The sequence below is a fragment of the Kamptonema formosum PCC 6407 genome (assembly GCF_000332155.1).
Taxonomy (GTDB): Bacteria; Cyanobacteriota; Cyanobacteriia; order Cyanobacteriales; family Microcoleaceae; genus Kamptonema; species Kamptonema formosum.
In genome coordinates, this window is the sequence record NZ_KB235904.1 from 433,786 (window position 1) to 454,966 (window position 21,181).

At 43.7% G+C, this 21,181-nt stretch carries 18 protein-coding genes; 6 read left to right on the top strand and 12 right to left on the bottom strand.

All coding sequences use genetic code 11. The annotated features are described in order from the left end of the window. Positions 1 to 173 precede the first annotated feature (173 nt). Positions 174 to 668, top strand: coding sequence for a membrane protein insertion efficiency factor YidD (gene yidD, locus OSCIL6407_RS0118830; RefSeq protein WP_007353598.1), 495 nt, complete (start codon positions 174 to 176; stop codon positions 666 to 668). A 357-nt stretch (positions 669 to 1,025) separates the two neighbouring features. On the opposite strand, the gene OSCIL6407_RS0118835 is transcribed toward yidD, so the two are convergent. The 7 genes from OSCIL6407_RS0118835 to OSCIL6407_RS0118865 form a co-directional block, all read right to left on the bottom strand. Beyond that, complete coding sequence (locus OSCIL6407_RS0118835; RefSeq protein WP_007353597.1) at positions 1,026 to 1,454, bottom strand: nuclear transport factor 2 family protein; 429 nt, start codon at positions 1,452 to 1,454, stop codon at positions 1,026 to 1,028. 78 nt (positions 1,455 to 1,532) lie between these two features. Further along, complete coding sequence (locus OSCIL6407_RS0118840) at positions 1,533 to 2,102, bottom strand: Uma2 family endonuclease (protein WP_019487537.1); 570 nt, start codon at positions 2,100 to 2,102, stop codon at positions 1,533 to 1,535. 81 nt (positions 2,103 to 2,183) lie between these two features. Beyond that, positions 2,184 to 2,753, bottom strand: coding sequence for a Uma2 family endonuclease (locus OSCIL6407_RS0118845; RefSeq protein ID WP_007353595.1), 570 nt, complete (start codon positions 2,751 to 2,753; stop codon positions 2,184 to 2,186). Between the two features lie 192 nt (positions 2,754 to 2,945). Beyond that, positions 2,946 to 4,472 carry a phosphomannomutase/phosphoglucomutase gene (locus OSCIL6407_RS0118850; RefSeq protein WP_007353594.1) on the bottom strand — a complete coding sequence of 509 codons (1,527 nt, stop codon included), beginning with the start codon at positions 4,470 to 4,472 and terminating at the stop codon, positions 2,946 to 2,948. A 136-nt stretch (positions 4,473 to 4,608) separates the two neighbouring features. Beyond that, a complete protein-coding gene (locus tag OSCIL6407_RS0118855; protein ID WP_007353592.1) occupies positions 4,609 to 4,950 on the bottom strand; it encodes a type II toxin-antitoxin system PemK/MazF family toxin in 342 nt (113 codons plus the stop codon). Next, the gene (locus tag OSCIL6407_RS0118860; protein WP_007353591.1) at positions 4,947 to 5,183 is read right to left on the bottom strand and encodes a hypothetical protein; all 237 of its coding nucleotides are present in this window, start codon (positions 5,181 to 5,183) and stop codon (positions 4,947 to 4,949) included. The genes OSCIL6407_RS0118855 and OSCIL6407_RS0118860 overlap by 4 nt, the downstream gene beginning before the upstream one ends. 207 nt (positions 5,184 to 5,390) lie before the next feature. Next, a complete protein-coding gene (locus tag OSCIL6407_RS0118865) occupies positions 5,391 to 6,296 on the bottom strand; it encodes a D-hexose-6-phosphate mutarotase (protein ID WP_007353590.1) in 906 nt (301 codons plus the stop codon). A 305-nt stretch (positions 6,297 to 6,601) separates the two neighbouring features. Between OSCIL6407_RS0118865 and OSCIL6407_RS0118870 the strand changes: the two genes are divergently transcribed. Together OSCIL6407_RS0118870 and OSCIL6407_RS35460 are read left to right on the top strand one after the other, a co-directional pair. Beyond that, positions 6,602 to 7,618, top strand: a complete 1,017-nt coding sequence (locus OSCIL6407_RS0118870) for a sulfate/molybdate ABC transporter ATP-binding protein (RefSeq protein ID WP_007353589.1) — start codon at positions 6,602 to 6,604, stop codon at positions 7,616 to 7,618. A gap of 23 nt (positions 7,619 to 7,641) precedes the next feature. Further along, the gene (locus OSCIL6407_RS35460) at positions 7,642 to 7,794 is read left to right on the top strand and encodes a hypothetical protein (RefSeq protein ID WP_155523407.1); all 153 of its coding nucleotides are present in this window, start codon (positions 7,642 to 7,644) and stop codon (positions 7,792 to 7,794) included. A gap of 122 nt (positions 7,795 to 7,916) precedes the next feature. On the opposite strand, the gene OSCIL6407_RS0118880 is transcribed toward OSCIL6407_RS35460, so the two are convergent. Both OSCIL6407_RS0118880 and OSCIL6407_RS0118885 read right to left on the bottom strand, forming a co-directional pair. Next, on the bottom strand, positions 7,917 to 8,288 hold the full coding sequence (locus OSCIL6407_RS0118880; protein ID WP_019487538.1) for a hypothetical protein: 372 nt from the start codon (positions 8,286 to 8,288) through the stop codon (positions 7,917 to 7,919). Positions 8,289 to 8,527: 239 nt separating this feature from the next. Beyond that, complete coding sequence (locus tag OSCIL6407_RS0118885; protein WP_007353584.1) at positions 8,528 to 9,688, bottom strand: NAD(P)/FAD-dependent oxidoreductase; 1,161 nt, start codon at positions 9,686 to 9,688, stop codon at positions 8,528 to 8,530. 64 nt (positions 9,689 to 9,752) lie between these two features. Between OSCIL6407_RS0118885 and OSCIL6407_RS0118890 the strand changes: the two genes are divergently transcribed. Beyond that, positions 9,753 to 10,598: a YaaW family protein gene (locus tag OSCIL6407_RS0118890; RefSeq protein WP_007353583.1), complete on the top strand. Its 846-nt coding sequence runs from the start codon at positions 9,753 to 9,755 to the stop codon at positions 10,596 to 10,598. Positions 10,599 to 10,765: 167 nt separating this feature from the next. Beyond that, positions 10,766 to 12,319 carry an O-antigen ligase family protein gene (locus tag OSCIL6407_RS0118895; protein WP_019487539.1) on the top strand — a complete coding sequence of 518 codons (1,554 nt, stop codon included), beginning with the start codon at positions 10,766 to 10,768 and terminating at the stop codon, positions 12,317 to 12,319. Between the two features lie 281 nt (positions 12,320 to 12,600). Here the strand turns inward: OSCIL6407_RS0118895 and OSCIL6407_RS0118900 are convergent, their stop codons facing one another. From OSCIL6407_RS0118900 to OSCIL6407_RS0118910, 3 genes are all read right to left on the bottom strand, one after another. After that, positions 12,601 to 15,732, bottom strand: coding sequence for a PAS domain S-box protein (locus OSCIL6407_RS0118900; protein ID WP_007355861.1), 3,132 nt, complete (start codon positions 15,730 to 15,732; stop codon positions 12,601 to 12,603). Positions 15,733 to 16,002: 270 nt separating this feature from the next. Beyond that, a complete protein-coding gene (locus OSCIL6407_RS0118905; protein WP_007355862.1) occupies positions 16,003 to 16,467 on the bottom strand; it encodes a response regulator in 465 nt (154 codons plus the stop codon). Continuing rightward, positions 16,467 to 18,860: a PAS domain-containing sensor histidine kinase gene (locus tag OSCIL6407_RS0118910; RefSeq protein WP_007355863.1), complete on the bottom strand. Its 2,394-nt coding sequence runs from the start codon at positions 18,858 to 18,860 to the stop codon at positions 16,467 to 16,469. The genes OSCIL6407_RS0118905 and OSCIL6407_RS0118910 overlap by 1 nt, the downstream gene beginning before the upstream one ends. A gap of 902 nt (positions 18,861 to 19,762) precedes the next feature. Here OSCIL6407_RS0118910 and murA point away from each other — a divergent pair. Beyond that, complete coding sequence (gene murA / locus OSCIL6407_RS0118925; RefSeq protein ID WP_007355034.1) at positions 19,763 to 21,172, top strand: UDP-N-acetylglucosamine 1-carboxyvinyltransferase; 1,410 nt, start codon at positions 19,763 to 19,765, stop codon at positions 21,170 to 21,172. Positions 21,173 to 21,181: the final 9 nt, after the last annotated feature.

Genomic DNA, 21,181 nt, shown 5'->3' on the forward strand with positions numbered 1-21,181 from the left:
GACTTAGGATTTGCTCTATGGGAAGTTGGCTATTTGTATATGAAATGAAACAGAGCTTAACATCTGGTAACAGGTGGGGCAATTTTCAATTAACAGGGAATTAGCAGATACTAGATTGTAGTTGGTAAGTGGCGATCGCCTGTTCCCTGTCCTCTAACTATTTCAAGCAAAGAATGCAAGCGCCTATCTTCGATTCTGCTGTTCGGCAAATAGCTGTAGCGTCGATTACCGGATACCAAAAGTACATCTCGCCCAAAAAAGGCTTGTCCTGCGCTCACCGAGTGCTGTATGGGGGCGAATCTTGTTCGCAGTATATTAAGGGTGCGATCGCTCAAAGAGGATTGTCACAAGGCCTAAAAGCAGCCCGCCACAGGTTTGCCGCTTGCAAAAATGCCAACAAAATCCTCAAAGCTAGGTATAACAGCCAATCTAATCATGAAAACCCCAACTCCCAGGACAACGATCGAGCCAAATCAGAGAAGGAAACTTCTCGCCGAAATTCTAAGTATCAAAATGATTGCGGAGATACTGCATCAAACTGTAGCAGTGCAGATTGTTCTGGTATGGACTGTAGCGGTGTAGATTATTCTGGTATGGATTGTTGCGATATAGATTGTTCTGGTATGGATTGTTGCGGTGCAGATTGCGGCAGTTGCGGATCTTCCTAAACAAATCACTTATTTGGTAAAATTCAATTTTTCAATTGGCCAAGTAATCAATGGACATGAACAATAAACCTTGTGAAGCAGACAGGAAGCCTGCCATTGACTTACTTTTCTTTTGAACTCTAATACAGAGCTTAAGTAAATCCACCTAATAAAACATAAGATCGGGATGGCTAAAAAGCTGACTGTATAAACATTCTTCCTTCTCTCCTAGATAAGTAAATTTTTCTTCCTTCTTCCTTCTCTCCTAGATAACTAATTCCTTCTTCCTTCTTCCTTCTTCCTTCTACCTTCTACCTTCTACTTAACATCTGGTAACAGTTACGCCCAATTAGGGGAATTAACGGGGGATTGCCCTACTTAAATTGTGCGTTCCCATCGAAACTTCCTTTCAAACTCTTGAATCTGCACATCATTAATACTCGCTTCCCGTCTTCGCATCAATCCATTTTCTGCAAATTCCCACTGTTCATTACCATAAGCCCGATACCAATAATCAGAATCATCATGCCACTCATATTCAAAGCGCACAGAAATACGATTATCGGTAAAACTCCACAGTTCCTTTTTCAAACGATAGTCTAATTCTTTCGCCCATTTTCGTCTTAAGAAAGCCTTAATTTCTTCCCGTCCGCTGAAAAATTCGGCGCGATTTCGCCATTGAGAATCCTCTGTATAAGCTAAAGCTACTCGTTCAGGATCGCTGGTATTCCAAGCATCTTCAGCGGCTTGAACTTTGGCTTTAGCAGTTTCTAAAGTAAAGGGCGGTAGAGGTAGTTTTGTTTCCATAAGATTTGTGAGTTAGCGATCGCAAAAGTTTATCAATCGAATTTATTTCTTCTTCCTTCATCCTTCTTTATTTGATATTCAACGTCCTTGCAATAATCTTTCAGCAGTCAGTTCCAACACCCCCAAAAGAGGAGAATTAATCGCGCGATCGCCTATATAAACCTTTTCTTCATATAAACCCTCAACCCACTCTAATACTGTCACCTGCTGTTGCATCGGGTCAACAATCCAATACTCTAAAATGCCTCGCGAACCATACTCAGAACGTTTATAGCGATAGTCGCGCTTTTCCTGGCGAGGACTTACCACTTCTACTACTAGCAACGGCGGTGGCATATCAATCATAATAGTTGATCTTTTACTTCCCTCCAATGCCGTAGCTAGTTCCTCAGAAAGTACCATTAAATCTGGTAAGCGAGTTGTTGCCCGCGAACCACTGACCACAATTTCAGCCCCAATTCTCAACCGATAAGATGGAATACCCTGTTGTGCAAAGTACACTAATAGAAAGATCGCAACTCGCTGGTTCAGATCGCTTTCTGGAGGCATAACAATCAGTTCTCCATTTTCTAGTTCGTACCGGGTATCTGTATCATCATCAAAATTGAGGTATTCCTCAAGGCTCATTTTTTTGGATGCAACAGTCATGGCAACCACGCCTCCTGTTAAGTAAGGATAGTTTAAGTATTCCACAAGTTAACTTGATTTAGTTAAAATTATATCATCTATTTAACGCCCTTGCAATAATCTTTCCGCCGTCAGTTCTAACATCCCAAATAGAGGAGAATCAAGCGACATATCACCTATATAAACCTTTTCTTCATATAAACCCTCAACCCACTCTAATACTGTCACCCCCTGTTGCATCGGGTCAACAATCCAATATTCTAAAATTCCTCGCGAAGCATACTCAGAACGTTTATAGCGATAGTCACGATTTTCCTGGCGAGGACTTACCACTTCTACTACTAGCAACGGCGGTGGCATATCGATCGTAATAGTGGATCTTTTGGTTCCCTCCAATGCCGTAGCTAGTTCTTCAGAAAGCACCATTAAATCTGGTAAGCGAGTCGTTGCGCGTGAACCATTGACCACGATTTCAGTTTTCATTGTCAATCGGTATGGTGGAATACCTTGTTGTGCAAAGTAAATTAATAAAAACATGGCAATTCGGCGATTGAGTTCGCTTTCTGGAGGCATAACAATTAGTTCTCCATTTTCCAGTTCATATCGGGTATCTGTATCATCATCAAAATTGAGGTATTCTTCAAGACTCATTTTTTTGGATGCAACAGTCATAGCAAGCAAGCCTCCTGTAAGGATAATTTAATTTTTCTACAAGCTAACTTGATTTATTTGAGCAATTATATCATATCTGGTAAATTAGTTGCGATCTACAGGACTTAATCACGGTTTATGTAACGCCGCCATCTTGGCGGTAACAATACCGCCAAGATGGCGGCGTTACGTAGTTTTTTTGAGTTATGGAAATTAACGCAAAAGTGCAGATAAATCTAGGGAATCTTGGGTTTGTAAAAATGTTAAAAGTCGAGTGGCTATACGAGCGACACCACCCTTAACATTAGACTCAATATTCAACGGCATAACTGGATCGTGTAATGACAAACGCAACAAAAACCAGCCATCTTCATTGGTTGAATTACAAGAAATTCGCACGCCTTCGTAGTTATTAGGAACGATTGTCCAGTCTTTCTGCATGGCTGCAAATTCTTGTAGCTTTTCAATCACACTATTACCGTGAGACTTGAAGTCATCAACACCAATTTTAATCCGAAACTCTACACTTTCTTCTGGTTCCTTTAAATTGGCAATTAAATCGGGTAAAGATTGATTAGCTAGCTTTGATTTAGCCAATTCAATCAATAGTTTGCTAACTAGGTAAGCGCCATCATCCAGAAAGTAATTTTCTTGCAATGCACCGTGTCCAGAAGTTTCAATGGCTAACCATGATTCCTGTCCGCTTTGATTGAGGCGAATCGATTCATCAATCACATTTTTGTAGCCGCGTTTAAAGCGATGGTGAATCCCTTTTAAATCCTGTTCAATGAATTGCGTTAAACCATCAGATGTGATAGAATCGGTGACAATCGTAGAGCCAGGATGCTCTTTTAATATAATCGCAGAAATCAAGGCAATTAAGCGATTGCGATTAAGTTCTTTCCCGGTTCTATCGACGGCAGCGCTGCGATCGACATCGGTATCAAAAATAATCCCAAAATCTGCTTGATGTTTAATTACTGCTTGACAAATTGACTGCATTGCTGCTTTATCTTCAGGATTTGGTACGTGATTGGGGAAAGTACCATCAGGATCTAAAAATTGACTGCCTGTGGTGTCTGCGCCTAAAGGTTTTAACACTTTATCGACATAGAATCCTCCGGCACCATTGCCAGCATCGACGACAATTTTTAATCCGGTTAGTGGTTGCTCAAAATTAGCGGGATGATTGACTGCTTTCCTGATTTTGGTGACAAATTGGTTGGCATAAACTGAGATAAAATCATGCTTGGTAATTTTGCCTGGGGTGGGGGATGACGGAAAATTATTGTTGACAGCTAATGCTAAGATATCAGTAATATCTTTTTTTTGTAACCCTCCTTGGGCAGTAAAAAACTTTAAGCCGTTACGATTAAAAGGTAAATGACTGGCGGTTAGCATAATCGCACCGTCGCAACTAAAACCAGGGGTAATGGTGCTCATAAACATTGCTGGAGTTGAAGCCATTTCAAAATCATAAACTTGGCTACCAACTGAGGCGATACCTTCCATGACTGCCTGCATTAAAACTGGCCCAGATAGGCGACTGTCGCGGCCGAGGGAGATGGTTAATTCTGCTGCTGGTTTGTTAATTTTTTGGGTTAGCCAATAGACAAATGCTTTACCTAAAATTGTCGCAATTTCGGGGGTAAGGTTGACTTTTTCTTCGGGAATGCCTTCGAGGGCGATTCCGCGAATATCGGAGCCATTTTGGAGTTTTGTCCAGTTGAAGTTTTGCATGATTGCTGATGGTAATATTATGGTGGTAGATTTGGTATAATATGTTATTTTACAGCAAACTTTGATATTAAATTGTTACATTTGTTGCCATTGATAGGAAGTAAGTATAAGTCGATCGTTAAGAATTTGAAGATTTTTATTTTTGTAGCCAATCAATTAAACGAGTTTTTATTTGTATTAATCGTTCGTTTGAAATACTTCCTAGACGGGCATTAACAACCGATGATTCAACAGTTGCTAATCGTCCTAATCTAACAACAGAAGCAACTTTAAGACCAGTGGCTATATAGTCAGGGTCTGTTAAATCTATTATTTCGTCAAATCCTGCTGTTGCTCGATCGATGCGTGAGGAAACTAAAGCTAATAATAAATCAGGATGGCGACTAGGTGCAATGGCGATTACCAATGCGGGACGAAGTTTTCCTTGTTTCAAGTCAGCTTGAGGAAAACGAATTAATACAATATCACCCGGTTTCATGGTTGATAGATTTCTTTAGCATCTTCTAAGGAATATTCAATCTCATCATCTTCTCGGAAAAGTTGTGTTAATGAAAGGTCTTGCCACTGCGTACTTTGCCAGTCAGTGTATTCTGATGTTGCTATTTTCTCTTGGGCCGTTATAGATAGGGTAAAGTTTGCGATTTGTTCAATAATATGATCTGGTAAGCTATCAATCTGTTGATGTAGTTGTTCGCGGGTAGTGGCAGACATAAAGAAAAATTCCTCATTAAATTTGTTTATTTATGGTCACAATACCGGATGTTAGTTAGTTGTCGATCCTCCCCTAACTTCTCTTGATATCTCATTATAGCAAGATCGCTTAGGTATAAAGTATTCTTAGGCGTTACGGTGACAAAGTTTTTTAATCCAATTCTGAGGATTTTAAACCTGTCACCGCTGAAATTAATATCTCATCTTTTAGTCGCGTTCAATGCTATAAATTGCCTCTAACCGGAATTCACCATGAGCAGGTACTTCCACAATATCCGTCGCCGCATTGGTTGTTTCTACGCAGATTAAACGCTGATAATCGAGATCGTCAAGGTCGGCCATATTTGCAGAAATTGTTACCCAGGGATTCCAAACTACGGCGGATTTGCTACCAGAGGATTTAATGCGAATCCGACGATTGAGGGAGGCATCGTCAATGACTAATTCATTGGTAACATTGAGATAGATTCGATCTACTTCACCTGCGATCGCGATCGCACCCACTTGAGTTTTTTCTTTACCACCATCAACCTTATCTTGATACTGGGTATTTTCTAATCCCAAAACCTGCACGCGGTTGATATCGCCGACTTGGAAATAGGTGTGGAAAGCTTGGGTGAGGGGAAAGGCTTTGTCGCCTAGATTCCGGGTAATTAATTCTACAGTAAGGGTGGTGCCAACGGTAATGGCGATCGCCAGTTCAAAGGCTTGGGGCCAAATTGCTCTAGTTTCCTGGGTATCCTTAAGTCCTAGAATGACTTGGGTTGCGCCGTCTGTGGTGGTGGCGGTGTTGATGACATTCCAGAGGCGATTCCGCACGAATCCATGACTGGGACGGCCCAAACCTTCGGGATCGGGGCCAAACCAGGGCCAACAGATGGGAATACCGCCTTTGATCGCTTTCCCCTCAGCGTAGTAAGCTTTTTCACTCAGGAACATCAAATCTGTGGGTTCGGTGGCGGGTTGGAAGGACAAGACTTGGCCGGAATATACAGAAATCAAGGCTTTGGCTTGGCCGTTGTCGATGCGAATCGTCGGAAAACCACCGTTCCCAGCGGCGAAAGTGAGGTGGCCGGGAATGCCGTAATCGGTGTTTAATTTGTCAATACTCATGGAGTCGGCCTGGTGAACTGCTTCCCAATTATCTGATAGTATGGCGGCGGGATTTTTTGGGATTGTTGAGTTTGACTATATTTTGAGGGTGTGCGATCGCACCACTATATTCTTAAAATTCTTTTAATCAATATCTCCCTTTTCCCTTCTTCCTTCATCCTTCTTCCTTCGCGATCGCCCCACAAAAAAACTCAACTCCTGTCTATACTTGCTACGTGCAATTATGATATAAAACTACCAAGAATCTACCAGATAATCGGTGATTCTCTTTCCAAGCGTCCTCCTTATTCCTCCTTCCTTTAAAAATGGGCATCCTCGTTGAGAACGTATCCAAAAATTTTGGCAGCTTCCAAGCTGTCGATCGAGTAAACCTTGAGATTAAATCGGGTTCTTTAGTTGCGCTGCTGGGGCCGTCAGGATCGGGTAAATCAACTCTGCTACGGCTGATCTCAGGTTTAGAGATGCCTGAATCTGGTAAAATCTGGCTCACAGGTCAAGATGCGACCTATCAAAACGTCCAAGAACGGAATATTGGCTTTGTATTTCAGCACTACGCCCTATTTAAGCACATGAGCGTGCGGAAAAATATCGCCTTTGGGCTGGAACTTCAGAAGCGACCCCGTGCAAAGGTAAAAGCGCGAGTAGAAGAATTATTAGACTTGATTCAATTGCAAGGATTAGGCGATCGCTATCCCTCCCAACTTTCCGGGGGCCAACGCCAACGAGTCGCCCTTGCCAGAGCCCTAGCAGTTGAACCCAAAGTATTGCTATTAGATGAACCTTTTGGAGCCCTTGATGCCAAAGTTCGCAAAGATTTACGGGCCTGGTTGCGGCGACTCCATGATGAAGTTCATGTTACCACAGTTTTTGTCACCCACGACCAAGAAGAAGCGATGGAAGTCGCCGATGAAATTGTCGTAATGAACAAAGGCAAAGTCGAACAAATCGGTACGCCAGCAGATATTTATGACCGACCAGCTAGTGCTTTTGTGATGAGTTTTATTGGGCCAGTGAACGTATTACCTAGCAGTTCTGGGATTTTCCAAAGTAGCGGTTTTGACTCAGCTAACCCAGAAATTTTCTTGCGTCCTCACGATGTGGTGATTGAAACAAAACAAGATGAATTGACAGTACCAGCCAAAGTTAACCGCGTCATTCATTTAGGCTGGGAAATTCAAGCGGAATTAATTTTAGATGACGGGCAAGTAGTCACGGCTAACCTGACACGAGAGCGATTTGATCAGTTACAATTACAGGCGCAACAACAGGTTTATATTAAGCCGAAAGATGCCAAGTCTTTTCCACTTTACTATTCGATTTAATAGACATAAAGAGGAATTAATGTTTGATTATGATTGACCACGATCGCTTATTTAAAGAACTACTGACCACCTTCTTTGTGGAATTTTTGGAGTTGTTTTTTCCAGAGGTAGCTAGATATCTAGAACCAAGTACGCTGGAGTTTTTAGACAAAGAAGTGTTTACAGATATCACATAGGGCGATCGTTATGAAGCTGACTTAGTTGCCAAAATCAAATTTCGGACTCAGGAGACTTTCTTTCTGATCCATGTTGAAAGCCAAGCTCAATATCAAGCGAACTTTAGCAAGCGGATGTTTCGCTACTTTTCCCGCTTGTATGAGAAACACGATTTACCAGTAATATTTTCGACAACATTCTTCACCTGTTCCTCAAAAGAGGTAGCATTAGTGTTTGAAGCATTTTTCATCTTGTCAATGTCAGCGTCGCCTTGAATTTCATTAGGGCCTGCATTAGCTTTGTCCTGAGTTTCTTGTAGATCCATAGGTTGCTTCAGAACTGCCTTTTGTGCTTGCTTTTCAATTCCTAAAAGTTGATCCTCACCTTTGGTAGGATTGCTGGTAACGGCAACAGCAGGGAAAGCATTAAATACAAACAGCATGGCGCAAATACAAAAAACTGCCAAGGTGCGAACTAGACGTTGCACAGGGAAGTTGAATTTGATAGATGACATACAAAGATTCTCCATATTTTATTAGAGGTTTACATAGTAGATCGTTAACAGGTTTAGAGTTAACTAAATCCCGAACAATTTCGATCTCAATCTTGGTCAGATATAAGATACAATCTACTTGTAGCCCACAAATTTGAACTGATCTATTTGTAACCAATAAAGCCCAGAAGAGAAATCCTCCCAAGGGAATATTTAGGGTTTCCCCCGCAATAGGTAGCTATTAAGAGGTTTATATCTACTTAGAGCGATCGTAGAATAGAGTTAAAATCAGGCAATTGATTATTCGCGAGCATACTATTAACCCAACTAGCGGCAGCTAATCCAGAATTCAAAGCTCCTTCTATTTGATTTCCCCCGCACCAATCGCCAGCACAAACTAGAGGGAGTGGAGTCATCGCCGGTAAACAAGATATAGATAAAGGATGTTGACAAAAAGCATAGCGCCACCGATGAACTTGCAACCATTCGGGAGCGGAAAGCCAAGGCATTAGATATTCCCCTGCACGTTCTAGTAACTGTTGACCAACAAGTTGTAAATTAGGAGATTCTAAATAATTTTCTGCGAAAGTAGCGCTACTTTGGACAACAAATACAGGCTGTTGCGACTCTTGACGCTTGCTGCTATCTAAACCAATCCAAGCTAAAGGTGAATCGCCTATAAAACTAATAGCTTTCCAGGCTGGATTTAGCTTAGCTAAATCTTGCTGTCGTTCCAGTGGATAACCTGCCATTACTGTTATGCAGGATCCATACTCGATAGAGCGCAATGTGTCAATAAACTCTGAGGGTAAATTCTTTGTTTCTGTCAGCAGCATCAAAACTTGGGAGGCTGGAATTGCGACAACAACAGCCTTAGCTGTTAATTCTTGGGGATATTCATTTTCGCCTAATATTTCCAGCGTAAGATGCCAAGTTTTACTATCTGTGGTATTGAGAGCTATGGCACGGCGAGTAAACCAAATTTCGAGATCGTTGGCCAAAAATTTGCCTATGCAGTTCATTCCTGCTGGAGGCACATACCGATTTTGGGATGGGGAGAATGGGGAGTGGAGGAGACTGGAAGCGGGAGAGGTTGGGCTCGATTTAACTTCCCCATCTCTGACTCTAAATTCATAAACCGTATCAGTCCAGACTTCGAGGATGTGGCGATCGCGCATAATCTCAATAAGCTGCTGCACCATTTCCCCTTGCCGTTCCAGATAACGAGCGCCATGATCCGTTCTAGTGGCGTGCAAACGGCGAGTAGCGACTCGTCCCCCCGCACCGCGAGATTTCTCAATTACAGCGACAGAATAGCCTGCTTGACGCAACTGTTGAGCGCAAATCAGCCCCGCCATTCCTGCCCCAATCACGGCAATATCAAATAAAGGTAATCGAGCGTCCATTTTTAGAGGCGGCATAAGATGAACTACCAAAGTAGAATAAGGGACAGCAATAATCTGTGGGTAATGGAGGGCGTAAATCTTGGACGAACTGAGAGCAGCACTGGAATTGGCAACAGAGGAGGAATTGCAGCAGCTAACAGAACTTCTGTTCAGCCGCAGGTTTAACCCCTTAGATTATGTACATACTCCTGCACCGATAGACGTACAGAGTCGCGATCGCGAAGCTTGGCTAGATGCCATAGAACAGCGATTCCGCTATCTCGCCGCCGATGGGTTAACAGTATTGCGGGGTCGCACCCACCAAGTCACTTATCGGCAAGCTCTCATTCAAGTTTGCCGCTACATCAAAATTCCTTACTCCAAAAAGCTCTCGACAACAGAGTTAGAGGAAGAAGTATTTCTGTTTTTGATGGGAAGGGCCTGGAAACGCCTACCACAATCAGAACAGGAAGTTTTGACACTGCGGGTAGTGCGATCGCTAAAAGAGTCCAAACTCTCGGAACCCCTGCCAATTTCAGTACAGAAAGACCCCTTAGCTTTACTCGTTAAAGGTGGCAGTGCTTTGGCAGTGAGTTCTATACTCAAACAGGTGATTCTACAACACATGGCGCGTCAGTTTGCGCTGCACTTTGCCACCTATCAAATGGCAAAAGAAGCCGCGATCGCAGGTGGAGCAGCCGCAGCAACCCAGTTTCAGAATTATATGGCAATTCAGACCGCTCGCCAAGGCATGACTGCAAGTGCGGCCCGTTATGGAGCCGCTAGAAGTGTCTTTGCATTTTTGGGGCCAGTAATGTGGACTTGGTTTTTCGCAGATTTAGGATGGCGATCGATTTCTACTAACTATGGTCGTATTATCCCGACTATCTTTGCCTTAGCTCAAATTCGCCTCACCCGTTCAGAATATACCTGGGGAACAGCATGAGAATTAAAAGTTAAAAATTAAAAATTAAAAATTGAGGGATCGCAGTTTTTAATTTTTAATTTTACGATAAAGTTAACGGTTAACGGTTAACGGTTAACAGTTAACAGTTAACAGTTAACAGTTAACAGTTAACAATTTATGACTTCACTGCGAGTATAATTGAAATTATGACTGCGGAACGCCGCTTGCAAATTGCTTGGAAGTATGCACAGTTAGGGCTTCTAATTTTCCCTTTAATTCCCATTTTAGGAGCCTTGGGTATTTTCTTAGGTTTAGTGGCCACTTGGAAACAAAAGTTTCACCAAATTGTCCGCCGTCCCATCAATCAAGGACTCGCTCTTCTCAGTATTTGGCTAATTATTACCGCTAGTTTTGCCCACAACCGCCTAGAAGCTTTTTTAGGATTAGGAAATTTCTTCCCTTTCTTTATATTCTTTGCCGTATTTAGCACTTTAATTCAAACTTCGGCTCAATTAAGGCGATTATCTTGGATTATAGTAATTACCTCAATTCCCGTAGTAACTTTAGGGTGGGGACAGCTATTTTTCAATTGGAATACTCCCGTTCAATTACAAGGCATTTTCGGGTGGATATTGGAAATCAAAGGTAATCCCCCTGGACGAATGTCTTCTGTATTTATGTATGCCAATATCCTGGCTTGCTATCTAACAATTGTTTTTATTCTTGGTCTAGGATTATGGTTTGAAGAAGGAAGAAGGAAGAAGGAAGAAGGAAGAGGGAAGAAGGAAGAAGGAAGAAAGAAGAAGGAAGAAGGAAGAAGGAAGAGGGAAGAAGGAAGAGGGAAGAAAGAAGAGGAAAAAGAGAAGACTGATTTATCATTCCTAAATTCAGAATCAAACACAATTACCAATCACCAATTACCAATCACCAATCACCAATTACCAATTACCAATTACCAATCACCAATTACCAATTACCAATTACCAATCACCAATTACCAATTACCAATTACCAATTACCAATTACCCTTTCTAAGTATCGTCGTAATCGGAAATGCTGCGGCTTTAATCTTAACTAATTCCCGCAATGCTTGGGGACTAGCTATTCTGGCAAGTCTTGCTTTTGCACTTTATCTAGGTTGGCGAACTTTAGTTGCACTTGTTATTAGTGCAACTGGGGGCATTTTGTGGTCAGCATTTGGGCCCGAACCAGTAAGAAAATGGCTGCGGGAGATTGTTCCCTATTTTATTTGGGGAAGACTCACCGATCAAATGTATCAAAATCGTCCTGTAGCTACACTGCGAAAAACTCAGTGGGAATTTGCCTGGAATATGACTCAGCAACGTCCTTGGACTGGTTGGGGACTGCGAAATTTTACACCTCTTTATGAAGCACAAATGCACAGATGGCTGGGCCATCCTCACAATTTATTTCTGATGTTAACTGCTGAAACAGGCATACCCGCAACACTGTTTTTATGTGGTTTAGTAGGTTGGATTTTTGCTCAAGGGATATTGTTATTAGTCAAATCGCCCTTAGCAAAAAATGAAAATTATTTGACCGGAGATATGCACTTACAATCTCCCATATTAGCAGAGCAAGATAGAATTATTTTCTTTAGTTATCTTGTCGCTTTTGCGGCTTGTACGATCTTTAATACTGTAGATGTAACATTGTTTGATTTACGAGTAAATACTATAGGTTGGTTGCTATTAGCGGCTATTTGCGGCTTAACTTATGGGAATCGCGTTCAGTCTTAGAAATTATAAGTAAATCCACCTAATTAAACATAAGATTATGTCCAGCAAATTACTTACTGTCATTGCGAGCGAAGCGAAGCAATCGCCTAGTCTCTGCGATTGCTTCGCTTCGCTCGCAATGACAAGTATTTAAAATGACAAGTATTTAACCGGACATAATATAAGATCGGGATAGCTAAAAAGCTGACTGTATAAACATTATTCCTTCTCTCCTAGATAACTAAATCCTTCTTCCTTCTTTCCTAGATAACTAAATCCTTCTTCCTTCTTCCTTCTTCCTTCTACTTACTTTTTAAACGGCCTGCAAGACTTACCACCACTGCCACCAATTCATTAGAATCCAGAGGTTTAGGCAAGTGGATCTGAAAACCTTCCCGTAGCGATCGCGCCCGATCCTCCGATCTAGCATAAGCCGTCAAAGCCGCCGCCGGGATATCGGCGATATCGGAAAGTGCCCTTACTTGACGGATTAAAGCATACCCATCTTCTACAGGCATCCCAATATCGCTCAACATTACATCTGGCTTCAAAATTTTAATCGCTTCAAGTGCTTCCTGTGCGGATGCAGAGGTTGTCACCTCTGCCCCAGAACCTTCTAAGACTGTACGTACAAACTCCCGCGAATCTACCTCATCGTCTACAACTAATACCCGTAACCCTTGAAGAGGGGCATCGGTTGAGGATTGGGGAGGGATGGGGAGGGGTAGGGAAGCTGTTTCTACTCCTACCCCCTCAATCTTCTTCCTCTCAGGAAGGGGCAATCTAACTGTAAATGCAGATCCTTTGCCACTTCCTTGAGAGTCAGCTTTGACAGTACCACCGTGCAGTTCCACCAAGTGACGGACGATTGCTAATCCCAGTCCCAATCCGCTGTACGATCGCGTAGTAGTGCTGTCCGCTTGACTGAAACGGTCGAAAACGTGAGGCAAAAATTCAGGGTTAATTCCTTGTCCGGTATCTGTCACCTCAATTTCAGCGCAAAAATTCCCTTCTAACTCACTACCAACTCTATGGATGGCGATGGTTACGCAGCCGCCGTTGGGGGTAAACTTAATCGCATTCGAGAGCAGATTCCAGATCACTTGCTGCAAACGGCTGCTATCGCCTGAGATCCTCTCAATTCTTTCATCCAGTAAAGGTATGATTTGAATTGACTTGGCTTGCGCCGCAGGGATTACCGTTTCGATCGCTGCTTCCACCACCGAGACCAAATCTACTAACCGCAGATTCAGGCGTAATTTGCCGGTAATAATCCGTGAAACATCTAGCAAATCCTCGATCAGCGCCGCCAGTGACTTAGTGTTGCGGTCAATGGTTTCTAAGGCGCGGGCTGTCTTTTCTTCGTCAAATTTCCGCGATCGCAGTAGTTGAGTCCAACCCAGCATCGCATTTAGAGGCGTTCGCAATTCGTGAGATAAAGTTGCCAGAAACTCATCTTTGAGCCGATTTGCTTGTAGTAATTCTTCCGCTCTTTGGTGCAGTGCGGCTTCTAACTGTTTGCGTTCAGTCAAATCGAGAATGAAGGCAACTGACTCTTCACGCTGTTCTCCTACTAAAATAAAACCGATTAAAACCGGAACGCGGCTGCCATCAGAGCGGATATATTCTTTTTCGTAGGGAGGGGAAACACCAGTCTTTTTTCCCTCCTTGATACTTTGCTCATCTAGGGGCAGATATTCTGGCGGGGTAATCTCAGTCCAGCGCAATTCACCTCGGCGCAAGTGTTCGCGGCTGTAACCAACTATTCGCAAAAATTCAGCGTTAGCATCAGTAATACTGCCATAAATATCAGCAAACACAATGCCAATAGAGGCAGCAGCTACAAAACTCTTCAGCTTTTCCTCAGTTGCTCTCAGTGCTGCTTCTGTCAGCTTGCGTTCTGTTATATCTTGGAAATAAACGCACATTCCTTCTGGAGTTGGATGCCAGCGCAAGGCAAACCACCTGTTATCTAAGGGTGGGAAAAGGTGTTCGTACTCAAAGTTTAGGTTCTCGGCTTTGGCTTGCAGGATTTGCTCGTAGTAGGGTGTATCTTTTAACTCGGGAAATACTTCCCACACAATTTTGCCCAAAATCTGCGATCGCTGCTTGCCTAAAATCTCTTCGCCTTTGCGGTTAATGTAAGTGTAGCGCCACTCTCCATCGAAGCTGGCAAAACCGTCGCCAATGCTTTCGAGAATGTTGACTATTTCTTGGCTAGCCTTTTGTAGCGCCGCTTCTGTTTGCTTGCGCTCGGTGATGTCCAGATTGATTCCTACCCAGTTAGCGATCGCGCCGGAACTGTCGCGCACGGGGACTCCCCGACTTAAGATGGTGTGGTAATTGCCATCAATACCTAAGAATTTGTGTTCGCAATCCCAAACGCTACCGCTATTAATGCACTCTCTCCATTCTGAGCAAGTGCGATCGACATCTGCGGGTGGTAATTTACCTGATAGGCCTGATTTCTGGCATTCTTCCAGAGTCATTCCAATCAACTCCAAAAATGAGTCGCTGAGGTAGTTGATACTGCCGTTGGGATTGCAAATCCAGACTCCGAAGGGGATTGACTCGCCGATCGCGCGGTAGCGTGCTTCTGAGGCAGCTAGAGCGTTTGCTGTTGCTTGAGTAGCGGCTAGAGCGTTTGCCCGTTCGTATTCTGCCTGAATGCGATCGCTGATATCTATACAAGAACCAATGTAGCCGACAAAGGTACCGTCAGCATTAAACCGGGGAATTGCCGTATCTAAAAGCCACCGGTATTCACCGTCAAACCGCTTTAAGCGGTACTCAATCTTAAAATCAAGCCTTGCGTCAAAGGCAGTGGTATAAGTATCTAGACAACGCTCCACATCGTCGGGGTGAACGCCTTGGGCCCAGCCATTGCCTATTTCTTCTGCTAAAGTTCTGCCCGTAAATTCCAGCCAGGGCTTGTTAAAATAATCGCAGAGCTTATCGGTATCGGACATCCAAATCATCACTGGCGCTGTATCCGCCATGATCTCAAATCGCTCTTCACTTTCCTGTCTTGCTGCTTCCGCTAAGAGGCGATCGCGCCGCTCTTGGGCTTCCCGCAGCGCTCGCTTTACAGCAGGCACGAGCCGCCCCAACCTTTCTTTTACGACATAATCAGTAGCGCCATTTTTCAAAGTTTCCACAGCTAGTTCTTCGCCCAAGGTAGCAGAAACGAAAATAAACGGCACATCAGAACATCTAGCTTGTGCGATTGCTAATGCTGATATCCCATCAAAAGAAGGTAACGAATAATCTGCCAGAATTAGATCGAAAGAGTCTTTTTCAATTGCCTCGATGAAATCAAGTCGGGTTTCCACCCGTTTTAAATAACACTTGATTCCGCCTTCAATGAGGTATTCTTCAATTAGTTCTGCATCGAGAATGCTATCTTCTAGTAACAGGATATTTAGCGTTTTCACGATTTTATTTTACTAGGGTTAGTTGTTGATTGTAAACACAAATTAACTTTCATCGAGCGGTTTTTAACATCTCTATCCACCCCTTTTTATGCCAATTATCCAAAATTATGCAACATTAGAGGCAGGAGGCAGGAAGTCGATCTTCTGAAGTTAACTCAACAATGCAGATTGTCTCAATAATTGGGAGAATTGATATTATTAGAAGGACAGAGGCTTACTCTCTTATTCCTAACATAACTATTCTCTTTTGCCAACAAAAAACTTATTCCTTTAACCATTACTTCTGCGAGCAGGTACAGCTCCCGGAGGTGGCTCATTCACCACCGCCCAAAACAGCCCCAATTCTTTAATAGCATCAACAAACTCGCGGAAATCAACAGGCTTTACCACATAACCATTGGCTCCTAAATCATAACTTTTAATCACATCTTGCTCTTCGCGGGAAGAGGTTAACATCACGACAGGAACTCTTTTCAATTCCGGGTCAGATTTGATTTGTGCTAGCACTTCCAAACCGTCCACTTTCGGCAACTTCAAATCCAATAATACTACAACAGGATGACCTCCCATCCGCAGCTTAAAAATTCCCTTCTGATAAAGATAATCCAGTGCTTCTTCACCGTCCCGTACTACTATAACCTCATTAGCAAGATGATTTTCTGCCAGGGCGACCAGTGTTAACTCAACATCATTACCGCTATCTTCAACTAGCAAAATTCGCTTTAATTCTTCCATTATTCAACCTCTCCCTGTAACCTTGGTAGGGAAAAGTAGAAAGTCGCTCCGACACCTACAGTACCTTGTGCCCAGGTTTCACCGCCATGCCGATAAATGATTCTTCTGACATTGGCTAGACCAATGCCAGTTCCCTCAAACTCTTGTTCGCTATGGAGTCTTTGAAACACACCAAAGAGTTTGTGAACGTATCGCATATCAAATCCTACGCCGTTATCACGGATTGAGAAAATAGCCATATCCTCCTGGTATTGTGGATTTGGGATTTTAGATTTTAGACCAACGCTTTCTTTATCCAAGTTATAATATTTTAGATTGTCAGCTAATGCCGCCCAAGTCAACTCAGAACTTGGTAATTTACAATAATCCGACACATAACCGATTTCAATGATAGTTTGAGGCTGCGTCCGAGTGTACTTTAACGCATTTTCAATCAAATTCCGTAATGCCAAACGTAGCATGGAAATATCACCATTAACTAGAGGTAAATTAGGCTGTATTTGCCACTGGATATCTCTGCCATTTGTTTCGGGTTCAAATTCGTGCTTCACTTCTTTAATCAAAAGTTCCATATTCACAGCCATGCAGTGCATTTCGGCGCGACCCATGCGGGAAAAAGCGAGTAAGTCATCGACTAGAATTCCTGCTTGTTTGGCTGTATGAGCTATGGTATTGAGATAGCGGTGGCTAGTTTCATCTAAATTTGAGTTGTTGCGCTTGAGTAGCAATTCTACAAAACCGCTAATGTGGCGCAGGGGGGCTCGCAAATCGTGGGAAACGGAATAGCAAAAAGATTCGAGTTCGGAGTTAACTGCTTGCAGTTGCAGGGTACGCTCTTTTACTGCTGCTTCCAGGTTTTCGTTGAATCTACGGATTTCTACTTCTGCGATTTTAAGCTTGGTAATATCTTGAAATAATAAGGCGGAAGTAGGCGGATGACCGTGCATAGCAGGCAAAGTATCGCCAAAGGCAACGATCGAGCGGATGCCTCCTGGGGTATGCCAGTTAAACTCGAACCCATCCAGGTGTTCCCCCCGCGCTACCCGTACTCCTGGCATTCGATCGTCAGGAATTCGCTCTCCCGATGCGTCAGTACAGTAATAAATAGTGTGATATTTTTCTGCGGGTCGATTCTTGGGAAATTCTCCACCGGCCATGACGTTAGCGGCAATATTTGCAAATGTTACTTTTGCCGTTTCTGGTTCGACTAATAATATTGGAGATGGCAAAAAGTTGAGCATTTCTTCGAGCCATTTTTGTTGATTTTTAAGTTCTGACTCGACTTGTTTGCGCTCGGTGATGTCTTCGATAACGCCAGCGGCGCGGTGGGTTTCTCCCTGTTTATTCTTAATAGGAAAACCGCGATCGCGTACCCAACGCACTGAGCCGTCGGGTCGCAGGATGCGGAATTCTTCGTCGTATTGTCCCTGTAGCACTGTCTGGAAAAATTTTGCTTGGACGCGATCGCGATCTTCAGGGTGAATGCTCTCGAGCGATTCGATAAAATTAGCTTGTAAACTTTCGCAACTGCGTCCCCAGATTTTTTCGTAGGCGGGACTGACATAGAGTAATTCTCGCTTTGCGAGGTCGGCGACCCAAAAGACATCTGATATATTGTCTGTCACCTGACGAAACCGCTCTTCGCTCTCCCGCAGTGCTTCTGATGTTTGCTTAAGTTCTGTGATGTCTGCGATCGCAGCAAATGCACCTTTGAAGGAGCCAGTATCATCTTTAATGGAACTGCTAGAGACAAGTGCCCATAGTTCGCAACCATCGCGGCGGCGAAACCGCAAATGTGCGCGATCGCTCTTTCCCTGCTTAACTCGCTCCAAATGCTCCACAATTTGCCCTCTTGCTACCTCATCAGCGAACTCAAAAACGTATTGGCCGAGTATTTCTTCCCTGCTATAGCTCAGCATTTCTGCCATCCGCTGGTTAACATAATCTGTGCGTCCCAAAGTGTCAATTGTCAAGATACCTTCACTGGCAGTGTCAAGTAGGTGACGGTAGCGTTCTTCGCTCAGCTTGAGCTTTGAGAGCATCACTTCTACCCGCTTTTTAGCTGTTTGCAGTTCCGCAGTCAAGGAAGCGATCGTCATCGTCACCACCAAGAACATACTCAGCCGGACAATGGCAGCTAAACCGCTAAGGGTGAGGGAAAAAGCTGGCGGTAAAAAGAAATAAACGCTAAGTATTGCGGACAGAAGCGACGCTAGCAGTCCCGGCCCCAGACCTCCATACCAGGCACTTACTGCCACAGCACCGAAAAATACACCGAAAATGCTCCCTTGCAACAGCGGCTTCAGAGCTAGTGTCAGCATAAATGACACAGCCACCGTGAAGACAGCAACGCCGTAGGGCCGCGATCGGGAGTCTATTTTTAGCTTCAGCATATTTAGCCTCTTTAGCGGGGAAAGTTTTCTACTCTTCTCGCCTCAAAACCGCGTTGGCGTATCATACCGGCAGGGTTTAGCGTTGCGAGTGCAACCAAGCAATCTCAAAAGTCCAAACTCTCCTATCTTCCCTCGTTCTCACAGCCTATTTACTTTGGTAGAACTTTGTATACTTGATTGTCAGTGTAGTTAGCATCTCTCCAAAGAATGATTTCTAGAAGTGATAAGTAGAAGGAAGAAGGAAGAGGGAAGAGGGAAGAAGGAAGAAAAATTTAGTTATCTAGGAGAGAAGGAAGAAAAATTTAGTTATCTAGGAGAGAAGGAAGAATGTTTATACAGTCAGCTTTTTAGCCATCCCGATCTTATGTTTAATTAGGTGGATTTACTTACCTAATTAAATCATAAATACCAGACTATTTCACCTCGTAGTCCCTAAGAAACTTTCTATATTTTTATTAAAAAACCAACACCCCCTGCTCTCACGATCGCCCTCACGTAGTCTAATTTAGAAGCAACAACAAAGCACATTACCTAAGCAATTCAGATTCTATTCCCTTCTTCCCTTTCTTCCCTTTCTTCCCCTAGCCCCTAGCCCCTAGCCCCTAACCGCTGAAAGCGGTTGCTATTCCACAGAATAAAAAAAGTCCCCAAGCGCCCATTGAGGCGATCGCGGCAAAAAAAGTTAAAACTTTAAAATTTAAAATTATGATTTTATCAACAGCGATCGCGGACAACAAACCCAAGTCCCTCCGACTGAAAGCCTTTATCCTCTAGTAAAAACCCAACTCTTAAACTTTTAATTTTTAATTTTCAATTTTTAATTTTTAATTACTCCTTGTGGCTTACCCCCTAGACATTTGAAATCTTTCCGGTAAAATCGAAACCAAAATTAAATAATCTAAATGAACCGACCAATTCAGGAGGATAGACCTATTACACGCGCTCTGAACACATCAAATCTCTCAACATCATCCGAAACCGACAGTGCCGTACTGCAAATTAGAGGTCGAGCTCCTCTGCACGGGCACGTCAAAATTAGCGGAGCCAAAAACTCAGCTCTAGTAGCGATGGCCGGTGCCTTGCTCTGTCCCGCAGATTGCCGCATCCGCAACGTTCCCTCTCTAGTTGACGTAGCTCGCATGAGCCAAATCCTATCCGCAGTGGGAGTGAAGCTAGAGCGGCACGGCGATATTATGGACATCAACGCCAGCTATCTAGGAGAATACCAAGCCCCCTACGAGTTAGTCAGCCAACTCCGAGCTAGTTTCTTCATCATTGGCCCCCTATTGGCTCGTCTAGGGGTTGCCAGAGTGCCTTTGCCAGGTGGATGCGCGATCGGTGCCAGACCCGTAGAACTCCACGTCCGGGGCCTCCAAGCTCTCGGTGCAGAAGTCCACATCGAACATGGAATGGTTCACGCCTACGTCCCCGGAACCAACCGCCGCTTAAAAGGAGGAAAAATTTACCTCGACTACCCCAGTGTGGGAGCGACTGAGACCTTGATGATGGCGGCTACCCTCGCTGATGGGGAAACAATCATTGAAAATGCCGCTCAAGAACCAGAAGTCACGGATTTGGCTAATTTCTGCCGCGCGATGGGAGCCAAAATTCAAGGTGCTGGTAGCAATACCATCGTGATTTCAGGCGTACCCAGCCTGCATTCCGTAGACTATTCAATTATTCCCGATCGCATTGAGGCAGGGACATTTTTAGTCGCAGGGGCAATTACTCACTCGGAAATAAGTTTATCCCCAGTCATACCCGATCAGATGACTGCGGTAATTTCCAAATTGCAGACAATGGGAGCCAAGATTATTACTGAAGCACCTGACTGTCTGCGGATAATTCCTGGTGTCGCTCATCTAGCTACAGATATTGAAACTCTACCCTATCCAGGTTTTCCGACGGATATGCAGGCTCAGTTTATGGCTTTGCTGACTCTGAGCGAAGGGGATAGCATGATTAAAGAAACGGTGTTCGAGAACCGCTTGCGCCACGTAGCTGAGTTAAATCGCATGGGTGCTGATATTCGAGTTAAAGGCAATGTCGCCATTGTTAGAGGTGTGCCGATGTTATCTGGTGCTCCTGTAGTGGCTACTGATTTACGAGCTTCAGCAGCTTTAGTGCTTGCGGGTCTTGCCGCACAAGGCACAACTTCTATTCGCGGCTTGCAGCATCTCGATCGCGGCTACGAGCAGCTAGAGGTAAAATTGCAAAAACTCGGAGCTCAATTGCACCGCGTAGATGAGGGCGGAGAGGCAGCCAGTGCTCCTGTCCCACCCAATCCTGTGCAATCGGGATTAAACTACTAAACTGTTAAT